This is a genomic window from Arthrobacter sp. 9MFCol3.1 (assembly GCF_000620385.1).
Lineage (GTDB): Bacteria > Actinomycetota > Actinomycetes > Actinomycetales > Micrococcaceae > Arthrobacter.
In genome coordinates this window covers 182,294-204,905 of sequence record NZ_JIBJ01000006.1, presented here as the reverse complement: position 1 = coordinate 204,905, position 22,612 = coordinate 182,294, and the positions used below count along the sequence as shown (strand labels likewise).

20 protein-coding genes and 1 tRNA gene are annotated in these 22,612 nt (G+C 68.0%); 13 read left to right on the top strand and 8 right to left on the bottom strand.

Annotated elements, in window-relative coordinates; translation table 11 throughout:
• The first annotated feature begins 18 nt into the window (after positions 1 to 18).
• From C560_RS0108030 to C560_RS0108020, 3 genes are all read left to right on the top strand, one after another.
• Positions 19 to 963 carry an N-acetyltransferase gene (locus C560_RS0108030; RefSeq protein WP_026537801.1) on the top strand — a complete coding sequence of 315 codons (945 nt, stop codon included), beginning with the start codon at positions 19 to 21 and terminating at the stop codon, positions 961 to 963.
• 32 nt (positions 964 to 995) lie between these two features.
• Positions 996 to 1,069 (top strand) — tRNA-Leu (locus tag C560_RS0108025).
• 298 nt (positions 1,070 to 1,367) lie between these two features.
• Entirely contained in the window at positions 1,368 to 2,717 is a 1,350-nt protein-coding gene (locus tag C560_RS0108020; RefSeq protein ID WP_026537800.1) for an ABC transporter substrate-binding protein, read from the top strand.
• 419 nt (positions 2,718 to 3,136) lie between these two features.
• Here C560_RS0108020 and C560_RS0108015 read toward each other — a convergent pair whose 3' ends face one another.
• From C560_RS0108015 to C560_RS0108000, 4 genes are read right to left on the bottom strand one after another with little or no spacing between them, the layout of a single operon-like run.
• The gene (locus tag C560_RS0108015; RefSeq protein ID WP_026537799.1) at positions 3,137 to 3,910 is read right to left on the bottom strand and encodes an ABC transporter ATP-binding protein; all 774 of its coding nucleotides are present in this window, start codon (positions 3,908 to 3,910) and stop codon (positions 3,137 to 3,139) included.
• Positions 3,907 to 5,001 carry an ABC transporter ATP-binding protein gene (locus tag C560_RS0108010; RefSeq protein WP_026537798.1) on the bottom strand — a complete coding sequence of 365 codons (1,095 nt, stop codon included), beginning with the start codon at positions 4,999 to 5,001 and terminating at the stop codon, positions 3,907 to 3,909. Before C560_RS0108010 ends, C560_RS0108015 begins: the two co-directional genes overlap by 4 nt.
• A complete protein-coding gene (locus C560_RS0108005) occupies positions 4,998 to 5,966 on the bottom strand; it encodes a branched-chain amino acid ABC transporter permease (RefSeq protein WP_018774722.1) in 969 nt (322 codons plus the stop codon). The genes C560_RS0108010 and C560_RS0108005 overlap by 4 nt, the downstream gene beginning before the upstream one ends.
• Positions 5,967 to 5,975: 9 nt before the next feature.
• Positions 5,976 to 7,238: a branched-chain amino acid ABC transporter permease gene (locus C560_RS0108000; RefSeq protein ID WP_231494292.1), complete on the bottom strand. Its 1,263-nt coding sequence runs from the start codon at positions 7,236 to 7,238 to the stop codon at positions 5,976 to 5,978.
• Positions 7,239 to 7,819: 581 nt separating this feature from the next.
• Here C560_RS0108000 and C560_RS21425 point away from each other — a divergent pair.
• Together C560_RS21425 and C560_RS0107990 are read left to right on the top strand one after the other, a co-directional pair.
• Positions 7,820 to 8,755, top strand: coding sequence for a hypothetical protein (locus tag C560_RS21425; RefSeq protein WP_155855756.1), 936 nt, complete (start codon positions 7,820 to 7,822; stop codon positions 8,753 to 8,755).
• Positions 8,756 to 8,904: 149 nt separating this feature from the next.
• Positions 8,905 to 9,837: a Bax inhibitor-1/YccA family protein gene (locus tag C560_RS0107990; RefSeq protein ID WP_026537796.1), complete on the top strand. Its 933-nt coding sequence runs from the start codon at positions 8,905 to 8,907 to the stop codon at positions 9,835 to 9,837.
• 127 nt (positions 9,838 to 9,964) lie between these two features.
• Here C560_RS0107990 and C560_RS0107985 read toward each other — a convergent pair whose 3' ends face one another.
• Both C560_RS0107985 and galK read right to left on the bottom strand, forming a co-directional pair.
• Entirely contained in the window at positions 9,965 to 11,203 is a 1,239-nt protein-coding gene (locus C560_RS0107985; RefSeq protein WP_026537795.1) for an acetyl-CoA C-acetyltransferase, read from the bottom strand.
• 20 nt (positions 11,204 to 11,223) lie between these two features.
• Positions 11,224 to 12,384 carry a galactokinase gene (galK, locus tag C560_RS0107980; RefSeq protein ID WP_026537794.1) on the bottom strand — a complete coding sequence of 387 codons (1,161 nt, stop codon included), beginning with the start codon at positions 12,382 to 12,384 and terminating at the stop codon, positions 11,224 to 11,226.
• Between the two features lie 90 nt (positions 12,385 to 12,474).
• On the opposite strand from galK, the gene C560_RS0107975 reads away from it, so the two are divergent.
• The 4 genes from C560_RS0107975 to C560_RS0107960 all read left to right on the top strand — a co-directional run bounded on the left by C560_RS0107975 (position 12,475) and on the right by C560_RS0107960 (position 16,823).
• Positions 12,475 to 13,452 carry an aldose 1-epimerase family protein gene (locus C560_RS0107975; RefSeq protein WP_043422775.1) on the top strand — a complete coding sequence of 326 codons (978 nt, stop codon included), beginning with the start codon at positions 12,475 to 12,477 and terminating at the stop codon, positions 13,450 to 13,452.
• A gap of 165 nt (positions 13,453 to 13,617) precedes the next feature.
• Positions 13,618 to 14,931 (top strand): AI-2E family transporter, encoded by a 1,314-nt coding sequence (locus tag C560_RS0107970; RefSeq protein ID WP_197026123.1) that lies wholly within the window; start codon positions 13,618 to 13,620, stop codon positions 14,929 to 14,931.
• A gap of 21 nt (positions 14,932 to 14,952) precedes the next feature.
• Positions 14,953 to 16,191: a threonine ammonia-lyase gene (ilvA, locus tag C560_RS0107965; RefSeq protein WP_026537791.1), complete on the top strand. Its 1,239-nt coding sequence runs from the start codon at positions 14,953 to 14,955 to the stop codon at positions 16,189 to 16,191.
• A gap of 5 nt (positions 16,192 to 16,196) precedes the next feature.
• The gene (locus C560_RS0107960; protein WP_026537790.1) at positions 16,197 to 16,823 is read left to right on the top strand and encodes a rhomboid family intramembrane serine protease; all 627 of its coding nucleotides are present in this window, start codon (positions 16,197 to 16,199) and stop codon (positions 16,821 to 16,823) included.
• Between the two features lie 201 nt (positions 16,824 to 17,024).
• Here the strand turns inward: C560_RS0107960 and greA are convergent, their stop codons facing one another.
• Entirely contained in the window at positions 17,025 to 17,519 is a 495-nt protein-coding gene (gene greA / locus C560_RS0107955) for a transcription elongation factor GreA (RefSeq protein ID WP_026537789.1), read from the bottom strand.
• A gap of 184 nt (positions 17,520 to 17,703) precedes the next feature.
• Positions 17,704 to 18,156, bottom strand: a complete 453-nt coding sequence (locus C560_RS0107950) for a DUF4307 domain-containing protein (RefSeq protein ID WP_026537788.1) — start codon at positions 18,154 to 18,156, stop codon at positions 17,704 to 17,706.
• 108 nt (positions 18,157 to 18,264) lie between these two features.
• Here C560_RS0107950 and mca point away from each other — a divergent pair, with 108 nt between their 5' ends.
• The 4 genes from mca (at position 18,265) to C560_RS0107930 (ending at position 22,577) form a co-directional block, all read left to right on the top strand.
• Entirely contained in the window at positions 18,265 to 19,170 is a 906-nt protein-coding gene (gene mca, locus C560_RS0107945; RefSeq protein WP_018774710.1) for a mycothiol conjugate amidase Mca, read from the top strand.
• A 116-nt stretch (positions 19,171 to 19,286) separates the two neighbouring features.
• Entirely contained in the window at positions 19,287 to 19,637 is a 351-nt protein-coding gene (locus C560_RS0107940) for a hypothetical protein (RefSeq protein ID WP_018774709.1), read from the top strand.
• Positions 19,615 to 21,915 carry a thioredoxin domain-containing protein gene (locus C560_RS0107935; RefSeq protein WP_026537787.1) on the top strand — a complete coding sequence of 767 codons (2,301 nt, stop codon included), beginning with the start codon at positions 19,615 to 19,617 and terminating at the stop codon, positions 21,913 to 21,915. The genes C560_RS0107940 and C560_RS0107935 overlap by 23 nt, the downstream gene beginning before the upstream one ends.
• A complete protein-coding gene (locus C560_RS0107930; RefSeq protein WP_026537786.1) occupies positions 21,912 to 22,577 on the top strand; it encodes an HAD family hydrolase in 666 nt (221 codons plus the stop codon). The genes C560_RS0107935 and C560_RS0107930 overlap by 4 nt, the downstream gene beginning before the upstream one ends.
• Positions 22,578 to 22,612: the final 35 nt, after the last annotated feature.

Genomic DNA, 22,612 nt, shown 5'->3' with positions numbered 1-22,612 from the left:
CGCGCCTAGACTGGCTCCATGACAGCTGAAAAGGACCTGCACGCCCTCCTGGCCACCATGCACCCTGAACTGCGCGAGGGCGAATACGTCTACGCCCTGTGGCCGCATGGCAAGCCCCTGGCCGGGGCAATCTCGGCTGCCGTCCGTGAGGCGGAAGGGCTGACCGTCGTGCTGCCGCGGAAGGAAGCGGACAGCCTGGGGCTCTCCTACGACTTCGTCGCGGCCTGGATCACGCTTCAGGTGCACTCTTCGCTGGAGGCTATCGGCCTGACGGCAGCCGTCAGTGCCGCCCTGACCGAGGCGAAGATCAGCTGCAACGTCCTGGCCGGCTTCCACCATGACCACCTGCTGGTGCCGGTGGCGGATGCCGAACGGGCTTTGGAGGTACTGCACGAACTCGTCGCGGCCAACGGCGAGCACAAGCCGGCACCGGAGCTCGTACTGCGCAGCGAGGAACCAGCGGACCGTCCCGCCATCCTCGCCCTCACCGCCGCCGCGTTTGCCGTCTCGCCCGCCACCGGGGAGCACGTCGACGGTGAACCCGAGGAGGTGAAGCTGCTGGCCCGGTTGTTCGAGTGCCAGGAATACCTGCCGGCGTTCAGCATCGTTGCGGAACTCGACGGCGAAATCGTGGGGCATGTGATCAGTACCCGCGGTTGGGTGGGCGAGCTGGAGTTGCTCGGGCTCGGGCCGATCGGGGTGGTGCCGCGGCTGCAGCGCCACGGCATCGGCACCGCGCTCATGAACGAGACGGTGGCGCGGGCCAACACCGCGGGGGAGCGGGGGATTGCGCTGCTGGGCAGCCCAGAGTATTACTCCCGCTTCGGCTTTGTTCCGTCCACGTCTCTCGGGGTGGCGCCGCCGGAGGCGGGCTGGGCCGCGCACTTCCAGTTGCTGCCGCTCGCCGTCTGGCCCGGCGGCGTGAGCGGCACCTTCCGCTACGCAGACCCTTTCGCGGGCTGATCCGCCCGGCGACGGGATACCATTGACCGGGCGCCCCAGTAGCCCAATTGGCAGAGGCAGCGGACTTAAAATCCGCGTGTTGTGGGTTCGAGTCCCACCTGGGGCACTGTGTTACGCGCCGCCCTAAGGCGCCCCCGGCCGAGCGGACTGACCCTCGGCGAGCCCTGGCCCGGTCCACGGCCTGAGCCTCGGCGACCCCTGGCCCTCCGGCCATTCCGGGCTGTCGCCCCCGCCACAAACGTCCACAGCAACCGTCCAGATTTCCTCTATGCAACGAGTGTTATAAGGATGTGACCGTAGTCACTTATTTTCACGTCGAAATTGCACTAGCTTGAAGTGGAATCAGGAACACCTGATCTTTCGCGTCAAAGGCCGTTCGCACCTTTAGATCGAGGAGCTTGTACATGACTTCACTCCCCCGGGTTGCGCCCCGCGTCGCTAAGCTCACAGTGCTTAGCCTCGGCGTCGCCCTTCTGGCTACGGCTTGTGGCGGTTCACCCGCCCCGAGTTCGTCGGGATCCAGCTCAGCCGCGGCCGCGGGAATCGCGTGCCCGGCACCCAGCGCCACCGGTGGCGGTACCAGCGCCGCCGGCGAAGCGGGCACTGTCCCCGCTTCGGCCACCACCACCCCCACACCCCTGAAGATCGGCTCGCTCCTGCCGACGACGGGCTCGCTGGCCTTCCTCGGCCCGCCCGAAATTGCAGGCGTCAACCTCGGCATCAAGGAGGTCAACGATGCAGGCGGCGTCCTGGGCAAGCCGGTTGAGGTCATCCACCGCGACTCCGGCGACACCAAGACCGACATCGCCACCCAGTCCACCACGGCACTGCTCGGACAGGGCGTCAGCGCCATCGTCGGCGCAGCCTCCTCGGGTGTCTCCAAGACCGTGATCAACCAGATCACCGGTGCCGGCGTCGTCCAGTTCTCCCCGGCCAACACCTCCCCGGACTTCACGGCGTGGGATGACAAGGGCCTCTACTGGCGCACCGCCCCCTCGGACGTGCTCCAGGGCAAGGTCCTCGGCAACTACATGGCCACCTGTGGCGCCCAGACGGTCGGCATGATCGTCCTGAACGACGCCTACGGAACCGGCCTTGCCAAGAACGTCCAGTCCGCTTTCGAGGCGGCCGGCGGCAAGGTTGTTGCCCAGGAGCTCTTCAATGAAGGCGATTCCCAGTTCAGCAGCCAGGTGGACAAGGTTCTCGCCGCCAAGCCGGATGCCATTGCCCTGATCACCTTCGACCAGGCCAAGAGCATCGTCCCGCTGATGACGGGCAAGGGCGTCAAGCCCACCCAGATCTTCATGGTGGACGGCAACATGTCCGACTACAGCAAGGACTTCCAGGCGGGCACCCTGAAGGGCGCACAGGGCACCATCCCGGGCACCTTCGCCAAGGAGGACTTCAAGAAGAAGCTCCTGGCGATCGACCCGGCGCTGAAGGACTACAGCTACTCCGGTGAGTCCTACGACGCCGTGAACCTGATCGCACTCGCTGCCGAGGCCGCCAAGAGCACCAAGGGCACCGATATCGCAGCCCAGCTCAAGGCAGTTTCCGAAGGCGGGGAGAAGTGCAACACGTTCCCGACCTGCGTCACCCTGCTCCGCAACGGGAAGGACATCGACTACGACGGCCAGTCCGGCCCCGTAACGTTCTCCGACGCCGGCGACCCGACGGAAGCCTACATCGGCATCTACGAGTTCCAGGATGACAACACCTACAAGCCGGTCAAGGAAGAATTCGGCAAGCTGTAAGCCGCTTCCCACCGACACACAAGAGACCCCCGTCCAGTCCGGACGGGGGTCTTTTGCGTCCGGGGGAGCCGGGGAGGGGCGTCACGCGCAGCAGACTTTTTGGCCCGCATGGATAGCTCGACGCCGGGATTACGGCTTAGCCCGCTGGGTGCCCGCCCTAACTCCGCGCTGCGTGACGCCGTCGTCGTCCTGCCGCGGAGCGCAGGGGGCTGCGGGTGGGCCCACGGCGGCAGGGGTCCCCGCCCGAACTTGGCAGGGGAGCGGTGGTAGTGCCGGGGGAGCGGTGCAGACGCCGCGTGACGCCGTCGTAGGCTGCCGAGGCGTGGTCGGAGGCCTGGGCCCTAACAGGCACCGCCGGGCACGCAAAGGGGCCGCCACCGGCTGGTGACGGCCCCTGAGGGGGATGCTGCCCGAAGTGCTTATTCGACAGTGTCGGCTAGCGTCCCCAGATAGAGCTGGATGACCTTGGGATCCTTCATGAGTTCCCGGCCAGTACCGGTGTACGCGTCCTTGCCCTGGTCCAGCACGTAGGCGCGGTCGCAGATCTGCAGGCAGCGGCGCGCGTTTTGCTCCACCATGATGACGGAGACGCCGGCCCGGTTGATCTCGTGGACCCGGAGGAAGGTCTCATCCTGCTTGACAGGGGAGAGGCCCGCGGAGGGCTCATCGAGCAGCAGTACGGCCGGGTCCATCATGAGGGCCCGTCCCATGGCGACCATCTGGCGTTCGCCGCCGGAGAGCGAGCCGGCCCGCTGGGCGCGCCGTTTGGCGAGCTCCGGGAACAGTTCGGAGACGAAGTCGAACCGCTTGGCGAAGTCCTTGGGCCGCTGGAACATGCCCATCTGCAGGTTTTCCTCGATGGTCAGGGCGGCGAACACGTTGTTGTTCTGCGGAACGAAGCCGACGCCCTTAGTGACCAGCTTGTTGGCCTTGAGCCCGGTGATGTCCTGCCCGCGGACCACCACCGAGCCGGAGTGGACCTTGACCAGGCCAAACATGGCTTTCAGCAGCGTGGACTTGCCGGCGCCGTTGGGGCCGATGATGCCGATCAGCTCACCCTTGCGGGCCTCGATGCTGCAGCCGTTGAGGATATTGACGCCGGGGATGTAACCAGCCACCAGATCGGTGACCTTCACGACCGAGTCGCCATCGAAGGCGGGCTGGGCGGCCGGTGCCGCGCTGGTGGCGCTCATTCTGTGTCCTTCTCTGTGCGGTTCGGCTCTTCGGCGCGGTTCGGCTCGCCTGCGCTGCGGCGGCCGCGCGTCCCGTTCGGCGCCGCTTCCTCCGCCTCGGTGGCGAGGACGTCGGCGGAGATGATGCCGGCGTTTTCGGTGCCGACAATCGATTCTTCGTCGGCGACCAGCTCCGCGGCCAGTTCCTTGATGCCTTCCGCGTCGCCGAGATCCACGTCGTGGTGGGCGCCGAGGTAGGCGTCGATCACGGCGGGGTTCTTCATGACCTCGGCGGGAGGTCCTTCCGCAACGATCTTGCCCTCTGCCATCACGACCACCCAGTCGGCGATGTGGCGGACCATGTTCATGTCGTGCTCGACGAACAAGACGGTCATGCCCTCGGCCTTGAGGTTCTTGATGTGGTCCAGCAGCGACTGTGTCAGCGCCGGGTTGACGCCGGCCATGGGCTCGTCGAGCATGACCAGCTTGGGCCGGACCATCAGGGAGCGGGCCATCTCCAGCAGCTTGCGCTGCCCGCCGGACAGTGACGCCGCGTAGTCGTCCCTCTTGGCGTCCAGTTTGAACTTCTCCAGCAGCCCGTTGGCTTGCTGGGTGATCGTCTTTTCCTGGCCGCCCCAGATGCCCTTGAACAGGGCCTTGGACAGCCGTTCGCCGGACTGGTTAGAGGCGCCGAGGCGCATGTTCTCCATGACGGTGAGCTTGCCCATGACCTTGGTGAGCTGGAACGTGCGCACCATTCCCATCCGGGCGACCTTGTAGGAGGAGACACCGGCGATGTTGTTGCCCTCGAACTGCCATGTACCCGAGTTCGGGGTGTCGAATCCCGTCAGCAGGTTGAACAAGGTGGTCTTGCCGGCGCCGTTGGGGCCGATCAGTGCGGTGATCTTGTGCCGCGGGATCTCAAGGTACTGGACGTCGACGGCGTTGATGCCGCCGAAGCTGCGGGTGACGTTCTCCGCCACCACGATCGGATCACGCTTCTTGCAACCGGGCGCGATCTCGCCGGCGGCGATCGGACGGGTGTCCGTCATGTAGTCGATTTCTTCCGACCTGCGGGTTTCGTCCCGTGACTCTTCGCTTGGAATGCTCATGCGAATGCCAGCTCCTTCTTATTGCCGAGAACGCCCTGGGGCCTGAAGATCATCAGCAGCATGAGCGCCACGCCGACCAGGATGTAACGCAGCTGCCCGGCCTGGACCGTGTTCAGCCACGTGATGGTGCCGGACTCGATCAGGCCATAGAGGATGCCCTGGGTGAGCGAGAGCACCACCCAGAAGATCATGGCGCCGACCACAGGACCGAGCACAGTGCCGAGCCCGCCGAGCAGCAGGCAGGTGTAGAGGAAGAACGTCAGTTCCGTGCCGTAGTTGGCCGGCTGCACCGCACCGCGGGGAATCGTGAAGATCATGCCTGCCAGGGCACCGAGCGCGCCGCCGATGATGAGGGACTGCATCTTGTAGGCGTACACGTTCTTGCCGAGCGAGCGGACGGCGTTCTCGTCCTCGCGGATGCCCTTGAGCACACGGCCCCAGGGGCTGCGCATCAGCAGCCAGACCAAGGTGCAGAAAATGGCCACGACTGCCCAGGCGACCACTCGGATGAAGAAGTCGCGGTTGTTCATGCCAACGTAGGTTCCCGGCGGGAAGGGGTTCATCGCGTAGAAATCGCCCTCAAAGGCGGCAAGGCCGTTAGCCGAACCGGTGATGGCGGTCAGCTGGTTGGTCGTGACGATGTACCGCACGATTTCGGCCGCCGCGATGGTCACGATGGCCAGATAGTCCGCCCGCAGCCGCAGCGTCGGGATGCCCAGCAGCAGGGCGAAGATGGCGGAGGCCACGACGGCGACGAGCAGTCCGACGAAGAACGGCACATGGAACGTCAAGGTGGAGATGGCGAAGCCGTAGGCCCCCACCGCCATGAAGCCTGCCTGGCCGAAGTTGAGCAGGCCGGTGTATCCGAAGTGAACCGCGAGGCCGAGGGTGGCCAGGGCATAGGCAGCTGTTGTCGGGCTGAAGAGCTCGCCGGCGGCGCTGGAAAATATGAATCCGAAATCCATGGCTGTCTCCTAACCCACGCGCTCTTTGCGGCCCAGAATGCCCTGAGGGCGGAACAAGAGGACAACAATCATGATGAACAACGCTCCCACGTATTTGAGGTCGGCTGCGAGGCCGAACACGGTGGTCAGCTCAACGAAGATGCCGACGATGATGGAACCGACCAGGGCGCCCCAGACTGTGCCGAGGCCGCCGAGGGTGACGGCGGCGAAGATGAGCAGCAGAATCTGCGAGCCCATGTCGAAGGTGACGCCGGGCCGGTAGTAGGCCCAAAGGATGCCGCCGAGGGCGGCGAGCATGCCGCCGACCACCCAGACGATGCGGATGACGGAGTCGACGTCGATGCCGGAGGCCGCGGCCAGCGCCGGGTTGTCGGCCACGGCGCGGGTGGCCTTGCCCAGGCGGGTCTTGAGCAGGACGACGCCGAGGACGGCGATCACGACGGCACTGACGAGGAGGGACAAGAGGTTGTTGGGGGAGATCGAGATCGGGCCGATCAGGATTTCCACGCTCTGGGCGAATGGCAGTTGCTGGGTGGCGCCGCCGAAGTAGAACTGGATGATGTAGCGCACGGACAGGGCGAGGCCGATACTGACGATCATCATCGGAACAAGCCCGGTTCCGCGGCGCCGCAGCGGCTTCCACAGGCCCGCGTCCTGGACGTAGCCGAACAATCCGCCGCCGATGACGGCCAGAATGATGGCCAGCCAGAACGGCAGCTGCATCTGGTTGAAGGCGAACACCAGTACCGCGCCAAGAGTGACCATCTCACCGTGGGCGAAGTTGGTCAGGCCGGTGGTGCCGAAGATCAGGGACAGGCCCACCGCCGCGAGGGCGAGCAGCAGGCCGAAGCTCAGGCCTGCCACCAGCCGGTTGAGCAGGTTTTGCATGAAGTTCTGCTGCTCGACGACGATGCCCTTGCCGAAGGTGAAGATCACCGAGAGGTTGGAGGTCTGGCTGAAGGTGACGTTGCGGGGGTTCTCCTGGCCCTCGGCCAGTTTGATGCCCTGCGGAAGCGTGGACTCGTCGAGTTCGACCTTGTAGGTTCCCTGGGTGGGGACGCCGATGGTCCAGGCGCCGTTGGCTCCCGATTTCGTGGTTCCCGTGAAATCGCCGCTCGTGGCGGTGATGGTTACCCCGGGGATCGGGGCGCGGTCATCGCCGCGCAGGAAGCCGCTGATGCTGTTCGTGAACTGGGTGGCCGACGGGGATGGTGTCGGCGAAGGGGTCGTGGCGCTGGACGCCGGGGCCACGATGAGCAGTAGCGCAGCCATGGCGGCAAATACTGCCCCCACAGCCCTCAGTAGGCTGCCGCGCCGTCTCTGCGACAGGCCGCTCGTTGTGCTTCTCAAATTGAAAACCTCCACATGGGGGTGCTGTGGGTTGCGCCTTTGCAACCGTTGCGAACGGTCAGGGGACGAGCGTCTGGCAATACGATCACGTGTTGTGATGTCCGTCACCCTGTGTGGCCTATGCTACAGCCCGGGCGAGGCAATGAATGCCGCTGCGAGCAGGCAGAACGTCGCGATCGGGTAACAACCGTGTAGCCGCGCCGACCCCTTGATGTAGCCCGGCTAAAGAAAACTTTTGTTGATTCCGAGTATGCCTAAACAGTGGCCGGCCCGGTCCACAATTCGCCGGACCAGCCCGGGGCTGGTGCGGGCTGCCGGGCACGCCCGCTCCGGCCCGCGGAACCGCCCCTCCAAGATTTTTCCAAGTCCCCCCGAGTTATGGTGCGAAGAGCGCCAGAACCGGAGTCCGGGGCCGGAGTTCGGAACCGGAGCCCGGAACCGAAGGCCAGACCAGGAGTCCTTTCGTTCCGGAATCCGGCCGGCGCCGATGGCAGGGGCCGATCGTGGAGGGCCGACTGATGAACCGGGTGGTCAAGCTGTGCCTCGCGGGTTCGCTGGTGCTGGCGATCCTGGGCCTTCCGGCGCTCAGCCTCGGCCCCGAGACCGCGGGGGCGCAGGCCTGCGTTCCCTCCACAGCGGCACTCACAGACCCCTATCCGGGGATCCAGGCGGCGGCATCCAGCTTCGAGGCGGCCACCCTGGACGGATTCGGCGTCTCCACGGCCGGGACGGGGAATGCCTCGGTGTCCACCGGGCTCTCGCGCTCCGGGAACTGCGCCGCCCTCCTGCACACCACTGCCGGGCCAGGCTCCATCGCCAGGCTGACGGTGGGCCTGACCCCCGGGACCACCGAGGCGTATGCGGACGGATGGTTCAATATCGCTGCCGAAGGAATGGCGGGAAACAATGTTCCCTACTTCCGGTTCTTTGCCGCCGGCGTCCGCGTCCTGGATGTATTCCGGCAGAACGTCTCCCATGAGCTGGTGCTCCGCACCTCCTCACCCGCAGGGTTCACCTACACCACGTTGCGGCGGGACGTCCCCAGTGACTCCTGGCACCGTCTTGTCATGCACGTGGTCCCCAACGGCTCCTTGACCCAGGTCCAAATCTGGTGGGACGGGCGTTCGGTCTACGCCGGCACTGTCAGTATTTCCGCGATGACGCTCGACACGCTCCAGCTTGGCTCCGAACACGATCAGCAAATGGCCGACATCTACATCGACGACGTCATTGTCAACAGCGGCACGGGAACGCCGGCGCCGGTTCCCGGCCCGCTCCCGGAGCCGAAGGGGGACCCGTCGAAGCGGTTGGACGATTTCCGCGGTGACGGACAGCCCGGCCTGCTGGCCGCCGGCACTGCCGCAACCCGCCCTGCCGCAATCCGCACTGCCCGGCCGGCGTCTGCGGACATACCGGGCCTGAAGAACCCGCGGACTTAGGTCACGGTTCGGTTGCGGCGGCCCGCGCGGGGAACTATCCCTCCCCGTCGGCCGTGGGAATTGGTAGCGTGACTATATAGAATCCCGTTTCGTCTAGTCCGCATCGCACCGGAACATCACCCACCCCCTTATTTTGGAGGACACCCGCAATGGCACATGGCGGAAACCCGATCTTCAGCGGAAAGAATTTCCGCGAAGCCACCCAGGCGCCGCCTGCCCCGCAGGCCCCGTACGGCCAGAACCCGTATGGCCAGAACCCGTATGGCCAGGCCCCGTATGGCCAGACCGGCTACGGCCAGGCCCCGGCCCAGGGCGGGTGGAATTCGGCGCAGCAGGGCATGACCCAGGAACAGCTCCAGGACCTGTACAACCGCCCGGCCGCCGGCCCGGCCGACATCGGCCGGATGACGTACGACGACGTCATCATCAAGACCGCCGGGTGCCTCGGCATCCTGGTGGTTGGCGCCGCCGTGGCGCTCGCCGTCCCGCAGGGCACCGGATCCATGCTGATGATCCTCGGGGCCCTCGGCGGCTTCGCGCTCGCAATGGTCAACACCTTCAAGAAGCAGCCGTCACCCGGGCTGATCCTGGCCTACGCCCTGCTCGAAGGATTCTTCCTCGGCGGCCTGACCCGCATCCTCGACAACCTGTTCCCGGGCGTCGGCATCCAGGCCGTCGTCGGAACGCTGTCCGTCTTCGCCGTGACGCTCGTGCTGTTCAAGAGCGGCAAGGTCCGGGCGACGCCCAAGCTTATGCGCTTCTTCATGATCGCCCTGATCGGCTATGCAGTGTTCGCGCTCGTCAACATGTTCATGATGATGACCGGGGCCGTGACCACGCCGTTTGGCCTGAGCACCAGCATGGAGATCATGGGTATCCCGCTCGGCGTCTTCATCGGCATCCTGGCGATCGGCCTGGCCGCCTTCTCCCTGATCATGGACTTCACGTCCATCGAGGCGGCCATCAGCGCCGGAGCCCCGCAGCGCTTCTCCTGGACCGCCGCCTTCGGCCTCACGGTCACCCTGGTCTGGCTCTACGTCGAGATCATCCGGCTGCTGGCCATCCTCCGCGGCGACGAGTAAACCGGCGTCGTTCCTGAACGACCCAGATTGCCCCACCAGGAGCCCCGCCCAACGGCGGGGCTCCTGGCGTATGCGGCTGACGGTGGCTGCCGCAGCGGCTCAGCTGTAATCGCTCAGCTGTAATCGCTCAGCTGAGCCGCTCGAACACAACTGCCATGCCCTGGCCGCCGCCGACGCACAGCGTCGCCAGGCCGAGGGAGGCGTCGCGGGCGCGGAGCCCGTTGAGCAGCGTGGTGGTCATGCGTGCGCCGGTCATCCCGAAGGGGTGGCCGAGCGCGATGGCGCCGCCGTGGACATTGAGCATCTCCGGATCAATGCCGAGTTCCCGGGCGCTGGCCACCACCTGGACCGCGAACGCTTCGTTGAGCTCCACGAGATCGATGTCCCCGATGGTCAGCCCGGCGATCGTGAGCGCCCGGCGGGTCGCTTCCACCGGGCCCATGCCCATCAGCTCCGGGGACAGGGCGCTGACACCGGTGGAGACGATCCGGGCAAGCGGTTCCAGGCCCAGTTCGCGGGCGCGCGAGTCACTCATGACCACGACGGCGGCGGCCCCGTCATTGAGCGGACAAGCGTTCCCGGCCGTCACGGTGCCGCCACTGCGGAAAACGGGCTGCAGGGCGCCGACGGCCTCCGCGCTCACACCGGGACGCGGCGAATCGTCACGGTCGACCACCGAGCCGTCGGCGCGGGTATACGGGGTGATTTCGCGGGCGTAGAACCCGGCGGCGATGGCCGCCTCGGCCCGGTTCTGGCTGAGCACCGCCCAGGCGTCCTGCTCCGCACGGGTGATGCCGTAGCTTGTGGCGACGTTCTCCGCAGTCTGGCCCATGGCGATATACACGTCCGGCATCCGGCCGCCCAGCCGCGGGTCGGTCCACGGGGTGTTGGAGGCCGCGCGGGCCTCGGTGCGTTTCCGGGCCGCCGCGAAGCGCGGATTGTGCGTGCCAGCGTCCGTCTCGCCGGCACCGGCCCAGTCCCGGTAGCGCGACACCGCCTCCACGCCGGCGGCCACGAACGCCTGGCCTTCGCCGGCCTTGACGGCGTGGAACGCCATCCGGAGCGTCTGCAGGCTGGAAGCGCAAAAACGGTTGATGGTGGCGGCCGGAACGTTGTCCAGCCCGGCCAGGATGCTGACCACGCGGGCCATGTTGGAGCCGGCCTCGCCGCTCGGCTCGGCGCACCCCAGATAGATGTCGTCCAGGCCGCGGCCGGGACCTGCGGCGGCGTCGAACGCAGGAATCCCGGCGAGGGCCGCAGTGATCATGGCGGCGGCGAGGTCGTCCGGCCGTTCGTCTTTCAGCGACCCCTTGAAGGCGCGGCCGATCGGGCTCCGGGCGGTGGAAACGATGACAGCTTCTGGCATGCGCCCAGACTACGCCCCGCCTAGCACAGACGCATGGCCCCCGCCGCGGGGCTGACGCTGAAGATCTCCGGCGCGGCATACCCGGCCCGGGCAAAGGCACGTTCGACGGCGGAACGCACCTGCTGCGCCGATCCAGCCGGGGTCAGGGCGATCGCGGAGCCGCCGAAGCCGCCGCCCGTCATGCGGGCTCCGATCGCGCCGGCTGACCGCGCCGTGTCCACGGCAAGGTCCAGTTCCGGGCAGGAGATCTCGAAGTCATCGCGCATCGAGGCGTGGGACGCGTCGAGCAGGGGGCCGATGGCGGCCGGGCCCACGGTGTCCAGAAGCTCGACCGTCTGCAGCACCCGCTGGTTTTCCGTGACGACATGCCGGAGGCGGCGGAACGTCTCCTCGTCCAGAAGCCCGCTGGCCTCCTCGAGGTCCTCGAGCCCGACATCGCGCAGCGCCGCCACGCCCAGCACTTCGGCGGCGAGTTCGCACGATTCCCGCCGGGCCGCGTACCCGCCGTCGGCGTGGGAATGGGAAACCCGGGTGTCGATGACCAGCAGCACCAGTCCCGCGGCGTCGGCGTCGAACGGCACCAGCCGGACACTCTGGTCCCGGCAGTCGAGGAAGACGGCGTGCCCGGCCGTGGCCCGGAGCGAGGCGGACTGGTCCATGATGCCGGTGGGCGCGCCGACGAAGTCATTCTCCGCCCGCTGGGTGGCCAGGACCATGTCCTGCACGGAGAGGCCGGCCTCCATGAGCCCATTCAGGGCCGAAATCACGGCACATTCGATGGCGTGGGAGGACGACAGGCCCGCGCCGCGCGGGACCTCGGAATCCAGGAGCAGGTCCACGCCGGGAACCTGGAGCCCCAGCTGCTGCAGGGCCCAGATGACGCCGAGCGGGTACTTTGTCCAGCCCCTGGCGCTGGCGCGGGCCAGCGAGCCGGTCTCGGCGGTGGTCAGCCCCTGGTTGCCGAACGTGGAGAGCATCCGCACGGTGGAATCCGGCCGGACCCGGACGGCAACCCGGGCTGCCCGGTCGATGGCGAACGGCAGGACGAAGCCCTCGTTGTAATCGGTGTGCTCGCCTATGAGGTTGACCCGTCCCGGTGCCCGCCACACGCCGTCGGGCCGGGCGCCAAAGACCGTCTCAAACCGGGCGGCGAGCCCGCGGCTGTCCAGGGGTGGATTCATAGCCTGACGCCTGCGCTGCTGGAAGTCATGGGTCCAAGGTATACGGGTTCGCGGGGTTGTTTGTGTGGTGCGCGCTGTACGGTGGTCACCATGGATCTCTCAGCGACACCCCCGGCCTCCGGCAATGTCTCCGCCGCCAATGACACGATGCGGCGGTACGCGTCCGGCCGGCAGTACGAGCTCCGGCGCGGCGACGCCCTGGCAGTCGTCACCGAACTCGCCGCCGGCCTGCGCCTCTACAGCCGCGCAGGAACCGCCCTGACGGAAACCTACGGGGATGCCGACATTGCGCCCGGTGCCACCGGAATTACGCTGGCACCGTGGGCCAACCGGGTGGAGGACGGCGTCTGGCACCTCAACGGCAAGAAGCTGCAGCTGGACATCACAGAGGTCTCCCGCAATAACGCCAGCCACGGTCTGCTGCGGAACTCCTCCTACGAACTCGTGGACGAGGACGAGTTCTCCGTAACCCTGGAAGCGGCGGTTTTCCCGCAGCACGGCTACCCGTTCCTCATGCGGCACCGGGTCCGCTATGAACTGGCCGAGGACTTGGGGCTGGTGGTGCGCCAAACCCTGATCAACGACTCCCAGGACCGCGCGCCGTTCGTACTGGGCGCACACCCGTACCTGCGGCTGGGCGACGTGCCCAGCGAAGACCTCACCGTGAGCGTGGACGCCCGGACCAGGCTGGTCGCCGACGACCGCCTCATCCCGCGCAGCAGTGAACCGGTCAGCGGCGACTTCGATCTGCGCGGCGGGCGGCCGGTGGGGACCCTGGACCTCGATTCGGCCTACACGGACCTGGAGTTCGACGGCGGCGTCGCGCGGCATACGCTGCGCTCACCCGACGGGCGGACGGTGAGCCTGTGGCAGGACGCGAGCTGCGGTTACGTCCATGTCTTTGTCACGACGGAATTTCCGGGCCGGTCGAAGGCGGTCGCGATCGAGCCGATGACCGGTCCCGCCAACGCGTTCAACAGCGGCGAGGGCCTGCGCTGGCTCGCGCCGGGGGAGCAGTTCTCCATGACCTGGGGCATCTCCGCCGCGCTGACGGCCACCACACCCTGACCCCACAGGCGGACCCGGCGGGCTGACGCCGGCCGGTCGCCGGCCAGTCGCCGGCCAGTCGCCGGCCCGGTGCCCTGGCCCGTCGCCAGGGCGGTTGCGGGTGGCCGGTTGCTGGCTGCTGGTTGCTGGTTTCCTATTGAGCGTCGCCTACGGAATCATGGGGCTATGACGCCAGCTGAGGACGCCGCACCTGCCACAAGCCCCTCCTATTCCGCGGCCGGGACCGGCGCACGTGCCGTGGCCGGGGTACGGACCGATCGGGAGATCGACCAGGACATTCCCTACGGCGTGCGGATCGCCGCCGGCTGGGCGTGGCGCGGCGGGCTCATCCTGCTCGTGATCGGGCTGCTGGTCTGGCTGCTCAGCCATGTCAGCTTCCTCATCATCCCCGTCATGGTGGCCGCCCTCCTCGCGGGGCTCCTGAGCCCCGCAGTGCGCTGGATGGCCAACCGGCGCGTGCCCAAGGGCCTCGCCGTCGCCATCACGGTGCTCGGCTTCATTGGCCTCATCGTCGGTGCCCTGACCCTGGTCGGGCGCCAGCTCGTGCAGGGCTTCGGCGAGCTGTGGTCCCAGGCGCTCACGGGTGTGCAGCAGGTACAGACCTGGCTGTCGGAGGGCCCGCTGCACCTGACGGCCGCACAGATCGACAAGTACATCGAGGACGCCACCGCCGCGCTGCAGAACAACAGCAGCAGCATCCTCAGCGGGGCCCTGACGTTCGGGAGCACTGCCGGGCACTTCGCCGCCGGCCTGGTCCTGGCCCTGTTCATCCTGATCTTCTTCCTGCTCGAAGGCGACAGGATCTGGGCCTTCCTCGTCAGCCTCATGCCCCGGAAGGCGCGCCGCGCCACGGACGGCGCGGGCCGCCGCGGCTGGACCTCGATGGTCAGTTACGCACGAATCCAAATGTTCGTCGCGTTCGTGGACGCCGTGGGAATCGGCGTCGGCGCCGCCATCATTGGCGTGCCGCTCGCGCTGCCGCTGGGCGTGCTGGTCTTCCTCGGTTCGTTCATCCCGGTGGTCGGCGCGCTGGTCACGGGCGCGATCGCCGTGCTGCTGGCGCTGGTCGCCAACGGGCCCGTCAACGCCCTCATCATGCTGGCGATCGTGCTCGGCGTCCAGCAACTCGAAAGCCACATCCTGCAGCCGCTCGTCATGGGCAAGGCCGTCTCGCTCCACCCCGTCGCCGTGATCCTGTCCGTCGCAGCGGGCTCCTACCTCGCCGGGATCCCCGGCGCATTGTTCTCCGTGCCGATCCTTGCCGTAGCAAACTCGTCGATTCGCTACATTGCGGGCAGAACGTGGGAACATGATGAAGTGCTGGCAACCGCGGGAGCCGGGGGCGGTCCCGCCCCCGAACCCGGCGCAGACACCACCTTCACAGACGTCCACCTGCCGGGCGCAAACCCCGGCGGCGAGGGCGCCGCACCCAACAGCGGTGCTCCGGGCAGCGATGCCGGACGGGGCACCGACGCCTGATCCAAAGAAGGAGAACAGTTCGTGAATACCCTTGAGAGCCTGCCCGTCACGCTGGACGATGTCCTGGAGGCGCAGAAGCTGCTCGACGGGATTATTACGCGGACGCCCGTGGAGTCTTCGCGGGCCCTCGGCAGCACGGTGGGCGGCGAGGTCTTCCTCAAGTGCGAAAACCTGCAGCGCGCCGGCTCCTTCAAGGTCCGCGGCGCCTATGTGCGGATGGCCAAGCTCTCCGACGCCGAAAAGAAGCGCGGCGTCGTGGCGGCCTCCGCCGGAAACCACGCCCAGGGTGTGGCGGTCGCAGCCAAGAGCCTGGGCATCAAGGCCCGGATCTACATGCCGCTCGGCGTCGCACTGCCCAAGCTCGCCGCCACCCGCAGCCACGGCGCCGAGGTGGTGCTGCATGGCCATAACGTGGACGAGGCGCTGGCGGAAGCCAAGCGCTACGCCGATGAAAGCGGCGCCGTCTTTGTCCACCCCTTCGACGACGTCGACGTCGTCGCCGGCCAGGGGACGGTCGGGCTGGAGATCCTCGAGCAGGTCCCCGACGTCGACACCATCCTGATGGGTGTCGGCGGCGGCGGACTCCTCGCGGGCGTCGCCGTCGCGGTGAAGGCACGTGCCAAGGAACTTGGCCGCGATATCCGCATCATCGGTGTCCAGGCCGAAAACGCTGCCGCCTATCCGCCCTCGCTCGCCGCCGACGCGCTCGTCCCGCTCAAGAAGGTGTCCACCATGGCCGACGGCATCGCCGTGGGCCGGCCGGGCCAGCTGCCGTTCAGCATCATCCGCGAGCTCGTCGACGACGTCGTCACCGTCAGCGAAGACGCCCTGGCCCGGGCGCTGATCTTTCTGCTGGAGCGCGCCAAGATGGTGGTGGAACCTGCCGGGGCCGTCGGTGTCGCGGCGCTCATGGAAGGCAAGATCGAAAACCCGGGAACCGTTGCGGTGGTCCTCTCGGGCGGCAACATCGACCCCATGCTGATGCTCAAGGTCATCCAGCGCGGCCTCTCCGCCGCCGGGCGGTACATGACCGTGCGGATGATGCTGGACGACCGTCCGGGCTCGCTGGCCACGATCGCCCGCATCATCGCGGAGAACGACGCCAACGTCACGGGCCTGGACCACACCCGGGTGGGCGGCTCCATCAGCATGGGCGACGTCTCCATCACCGTCAACCTGGAAACCAAGGGCCACGAGCACTGCAGCCAGGTCCTGGCGGCGTTGCGCGCCGAGGGTTTCCAGCCGATCGTGGTGCACTAGGGGCCATGGTGAGCGACGCGTTTCCGGGCGGGCCGCCGCGCGAGGGGGACAGCACCGCGGTGCGGGCCCGCCGGGGACTGCTGGTGGTGGGCTCCTTCGTGGTGCTGCTGTACCTGATCGAGATCCTCAACACCGCCCTGTTCCACTCCCTGAACCGCACTTTCGGTCTGCGTCCGCGCAGCCTGGACGGGATCCTGGACATCCTGACGTTTCCGCTGCTGCACTCCAGCCTGGCCCACCTGATGTCCAACACGCTCCCGTTGATCATTTTCGGGTTCCTCGTGTTCCTGTCCGGGCACCGGGTGTTCATCACCGCCCTGGCCGCCAGCTGGCTGGCGTCCGGGCTCATGGTGTGGCTCATTGGCGGCGCCAGCGTCACGGTGGGCGCCTCCGGGCTGGTCTTCGGGCTCTTCGCGTTCCTCCTGGTCCGCGGCTTTATCAACCGGAACTGGTGGCAGATCGCGCTGTCCGTGGTGTTGTTCATGGCCTACGGCGGCATCCTGTTCGGAATCCTGCCCACCGTGGCCAGCTTCGTCTCGTGGCAGGCCCACCTGGGCGGGGCGATCGGCGGCATCACAGCGGCGCTGCTGCTGAGCACCAGGCGCCCGGGGTCGCTGCCCGCCGGCCGCTGAATCCCCGGCAAGAGGACCCGCCGGGGACTCCGGCCAGGCCGACCGGCCCAACCGGCCCCGCCAACACGCGGAAAACACGACGCCGGCCTCCCCGCGAAGGGGAGACCGGCGTCGCTGTTCTGCTGTTCTGTCGCTTTACCGCTGTTCTGTGGTGGCCGTTCTGCGAACGTGCTCCGTCACGGAACAGGGCGTGCTGCGGTGTCAGCCGGCGTACGGCTTGGCGGAGATGATCTCCACCGTGATGTCCTTGCCGTTCGGGGCGGTGTAGCTGAGCTTGTCGCCTTCCTTGTGGCCGACGATGGCCGCGCCGAGGGGGGACTTCTCGCTGAAGACATCCAGGTCCGAGTCGCCGGCAATTTCGCGGGAGCCGAGCAGGAAGGTCTCCTCGTCGCCGGCAATCCTTGCCACGACGATCATGCCGGGCTCCACGATGCCGTCATCGGCCGGGGCCTCACCGACGTGGGCGTCCCGGAGGAGGGCCGTGAGCTGGCGGATGCGGGCCTCGATCTTGCCCTGCTCCTCCTTGGCAGCGTGGTAGCCGCCGTTCTCCTTGAGGTCGCCCTCCTGGCGCGCGGCTTCGATCTTCTGGACGATTTCTGCCCGGCCGGGGCCGGAAAGGTTGTCCAGCTCTGCCTTCAGGCGGTCAAAAGCTTCCTGGGTAAGCCAAGCCGCAGTTGCGCTGTTGGTGGTAGACACGGACTTCTCCTTTGGGTGGTCATACAAGCAAAGACCCCGCCACGGTGGCCACTTTTATGACGCAGTAACCAGCTCAGCGGGGGAAAGGTATTGATCCATTGTAGTCAATCCTGTGGATAAACCAAAGAGGACTGCGGCGTGGATCACACCGTGTTACCGGCGCTTGCCGCGGCCTGTTGTCCGGTTAGTGTCCGGCGTCGGGAATCCAGCAGCTGTCCACGACGGCGGAGACCGCCTGGGATTCCGTGCGCAACTGGATGCGGTGGGCTGTGGTGCGTCCGCCGTCCGTACCGGCATCGGCCGCGTTCGGCCCGATGTCCACAACCTTCCAGCCGACAATCGCGAACTTCGAGTCCATGGCCTTCACGGCGCATTTCGCCGCCGCCGCCGGGTCCTTGGTGACCTGGAAGTCGATTTCTGTCAGCGTGGCGTCGGGGGTGCTGTAGCCGACATCCTTGAAGCTGACACCGCCGATGGCCGCCGACGTCGACACCCAGGCCAGGAAGGCAATGCCCACGGCGAGGGCGGCGATCAGGATGTTGCGCTTGACCTTGCGGGACAGCGCGCGCTTTTGGCCGCCGTAACGATTGGATAGGCTGGTAGGTGCCGGCGCGGCAGACTGGTCCTCGGAAGTCACCAGTCCAGTTTAGTGTGGATCGGACCGGGATATTTCCGGACGGCTGCCCGTACAGATCAAGCCGCACCCCCAACAGAGCAGAACAGCAGAAAGAGGAGCCGTCCCACGATGACAGCATCCCCCAGCCCGTCAGCACCGCTTCGCCTGCTGGCGGTCCATGCTCATCCCGACGACGAATCCAGCAAGGGTGCCGCCACCATGGCGATGTATGCCGCTGCCGGCGTGGACGTCCTGGTGGCCACATGCACCGACGGCTCCCGCGGCGACATCCAGAACCCCGCGATGGAGGGACAGCCGCACCCTAAACGCGATATGGCCGGGGCACGCCGGCTGGAGATGGATGCCGCCGCGAACGTTCTCGGCATCCGGCAGCGCTGGCTCGGCTTCGTCGATTCCGGGCTGCCGGAGGGCGACCCCCTACCGGCCCTGCCGCCCGGGTGCTTCGCCCTGCAGCCGCTGGAGCGGGCGGCCGCGCCGCTGGTCCGGCTGGTCCGGGACTTCAAGCCCCACGTGATCCTCAGCTACGACGAGAACGGCGGCTACCCGCACCCGGACCACATCATGGCGCACCGGGTGGCCGTCGAGGCCTTTGCGGCGGCCGGCGATCCTGCCCGGTATCCGGACGCCGGGGAACCGTGGGAGCCCAGCAAGCTCTACTATGACCGCGCCTTCAGCCCGGACCGCTTCCGCGCCCTCCACTCCGCGCTGGAGGAGGCCGGACTGCAGTCCCCGTATGCCGAGCGGCTCGCCGCGTGGCTGGAAGCCGACGCCGAGGGGCATACCCCTCCGCAGCCGACGCACCCCACCACCACCCAGGTCGAGTGCGGCGATTTCTTCGAAGCCCGCGACGACGCCCTCCGCTCACACCGGACCCAGGTGGACCCGGAAGGATTTTTCTTCGCGGTCTCTCCGGCCATGCAGCGCAAGGTCTGGCCGTGGGAGGACTACTCCCTGATCGAATCCCGGATCCCGGCAGAACTGCCCGAAACGGACCTCTTCGCCGGGCTAAGATAGGAACGAAAGGGCTCTTCTATCCAGCGTAGAAATGACGCTGCAGAAAAGACTGCAGTGATGACGCCGTAGAAGAGTCACCGCAGAAAAGACACCAGCTCCACAGAAGGTTCCTCACCGTGCATTCCTTGCTCATCGCCCTGGCAACAACGCCGGCGCCGACCCCTACGCCGTCGCTGCGCCCGGGCCTGTCCGAGGACCAGGTCACCCCGGGTCTGCTGGGCTTCCTGCTGACAGCCTTCATCGTGGTGTTGACCGCGCTGCTGATCGTGGACATGGTGCGGCGTATCCGCCGGGTCCGCTACCGTGCCCAGGTCGAGGCCGAGCGTGAGGCCGCCGAAGCCGGGACCGCGGACGCCGCATTCCCCTCCGACGGCACCGAATTCCCCGCCGACGGCGGGGCTTCCCGGTCCGACGGCGCGGTTACCCGGCCGGAAGTCAACGGCGATGCGGGACCCGGAACCCGCTGACGGCGGATTCCCCAACCCACCGTCCGGGGCCTCGAATGCCCTGGCGGCGGAACCCTCTGCGTACCTGCGCCAGCACGCCGGCAACCCCGTGCACTGGCAGCCGTTCGGTGACGCGGCCTTCGCCGCCGCGGCCGCCCGGGACGTGCCGGTGTTCCTCTCAATCGGTTACGCGGCCTGCCACTGGTGCCACGTCATGGCCCACGAATCCTTCGAGGACCAGGACACCGCCGACTACCTGAACGCCCACTTTGTCTCCATCAAAGTGGACCGGGAAGAGCGCCCTGACGTCGATGCCGTCTACATGACAGCGACGCAGGCGATCAGCGGCGAGGGCGGGTGGCCGATGTCCGTCTTCCTCCTGCCCGATGGCCGGGCCTTCCACGCCGGCACCTACTTCCCGCCCCGGCCCATGCCGGGCCGGCCGTCCTTCCGGCAGGTCCTTGACGCCGTGAGCGAGGCCTGGACGGAACGCCGCGGCGCCGTCGAGGCCAACGCTGCCACCCTTGCCCGTGGTATCGCGGCGTCCCAGCCGGCAGCCGCCCTGCGCCTCGACCGGCCGCCCGAGGCCCTGGAAGCGGCGCTCCTTGGCGAAGCGGTCGCCGCCCTGTCCGGCGCCGAGGACCAGGCCCACGGCGGCTTCGGCGGCGCGCCGAAGTTCCCGCCCGCGGCTGTGCTCGAATTCCTGATCCGTCACGCCGCCATGCCGCCGGCCGGCGCTCCGGACACCGCACGTCCGGACACCGCGAGCCCGGAGAGCGTAAGCCCGGACACCGTAAGCCCGGATACCGCGACGGCGGCCCGGGACATGGCCGGGCGGTGCCTGGCGGCAATGTCCCGCTCCGCGTTGTTCGACCAGCTCGACGGCGGCTTCGCCCGCTATTCGGTGACGGCCGACTGGTCTGTTCCGCATTTCGAGAAAATGCTCTACGACAACGCCCAGTTGCTGCGCGTCTACGTCCACTGGGTCCGGCTGGGCGGCACGCCGGAGTACCCGGCGGCCGAGGCCGCCGGGATTGCCGGGCTCACTGCCGGCTGGCTCCTGGCCCGCCTCGGACTGGCGCCTGCTCCGGCAGCGGGCCCTGCGACCGGCCCGGTAACAGGCGCTGCGACGGGCGCTGAGACGGGGCCGGACGCCGGCGTCGTGGCCCTGGCGTCATCGCTGGACGCCGACACGGTCATCGACGGCGTGCACGCCGAGGGCGCCAGCTACCTGTGGACTCCCGGCGGGCTGGAGTCGCTCCTTGGCCCGGCCGACGGCGCCGCCGTGGCGGCCCTCATGAACGTCCGAATGCCCGGAAGCGTGAGCGCCGACGGTTCGCCGCTGCATCCGCGCCGGGAAGTGTCCGGCGAAGACGCCGCGCTGTGGCAGCGGGTGCGGCCGCTGCTGGCGCAGGAGCGCAGGAACCGGCCCCAGCCCGGCCGGGATGACAAGGTGGTGGCGGGCTGGAACGGACTGGCCGTCGCCGCCCTCGCCGACGCCGGCGCCGTCCTGGCACGGCCGGAACTTGTGGCCGCGGCCGAACGGATCGCGGACTATCTTGACCGCGTGCACTGGCGGCCTGCGGCGCGGGGCCTAGGCCGGCTCATGCGCGTCTCCCACGACGGAGCGGCGCGCGGAATCGGCGGCCTGCTGGAAGACTACGCCTTGTGCGCCGAGGGGCTGTTCGCGCTCTATGGGGTTACCGGGCACACCCGCTGGTATGAGCTGGCCGAGGCCATCCTGGACGCCGCCTGCCGGCGGTTCGCGGCCGACGGCGGCCTGAAGGACGCTGCGGGGGAGTCCGCGCAGGTCACGGCCGCCCAGGGTGGCCGGGATGGCCTGGAACCGTTCGACGGCGCCACCCCCAGCGGTGCCGCAGCGCTGGCCGGTGCCCTGCTGACCTCCTCGGCCCTGTCCGGCTCGTCCGAACACCGCACGCTGGCGGCCAACATCCTCGCCTCGCTGCTGCCTCCGCTGGCGGTCCGCGCGCCGCGCGCCGCCGGCTGGCTGCTCGCGACCGCCCAGGCCGCCCTCGCCGGTCCCATCGAGGCCGCCGTCGCCGGTCCGGACACGCCGGAACGGGCCGCGCTGCACCGGGAACTGCTGCTCTCGGCCAGCCCCGGGCTGGTGGTCGCGGTCCAGGACGACGGCGCCGCCCCGCCAGTACCCCTGCTGCGCGGCCGCGGCGCGGGCCCGGACGGCGCCCCGCAGGTGTTCCTGTGCCGCGGCATGGTCTGCGACCTCCCCACTCATTCCGTCGAAGGAATGCGTGGGCAGCTGGCTAGGATGTCCTCATGACCGGTCAGGACGGCTTTGAGCTGGTGGTGTTCGATTGCGACGGGGTGCTGGTGGATTCCGAGGTGATCGCCATCCGGGTGGACCAGCGCGTGCTGGCCGATCTCGGCTGGGAACTGGAACTCAATGACATCGTGGAACGCTTCGTCGGAAAATCCGAGGCGCACTTTGTTGCGGCCCTGGAACAGCAGCTCGGAGTCCGGCTGGCCGACGGCTGGGACCGGGACTACGGGCGCTGGTACCAGGAGGCGTTTGAACGCGACCTCGAAGCGGTAGACGGCATCGAGGACGCCCTGGACCGGCTGTCCCTGCCGCACTGCGTCGCCTCCAGCGGCAGCCACGAAAAGATGCACCGGACCCTGGGCAAGACCGGGCTGCTGCACCGCTTCCAGGGCCGCATCTACAGCGCCACGGAGGTCGCCAACGGCAAACCCGCCCCTGACCTGTTCCTCCACGCCGCCGCGCGCCTCGGCACCGCGCCCGGGCGGTGCGCCGTCGTCGAGGACAGCGCCTACGGCGTCCAGGCCGCCCGGGCGGCGGGAATGCACGTCTTCGCGTATGCCGGCGGTGTCACCCCGGCTTCCCGATTGGCCGGTCCCGGAACCACCGTCTTTTCCGACATGCGGCAGCTGCCCGGGCTGATCGCGGCGGGACGGCCCGGCTGAGCCGAGGGCCAGCCCCAGACGCCGCATTTCCCCAC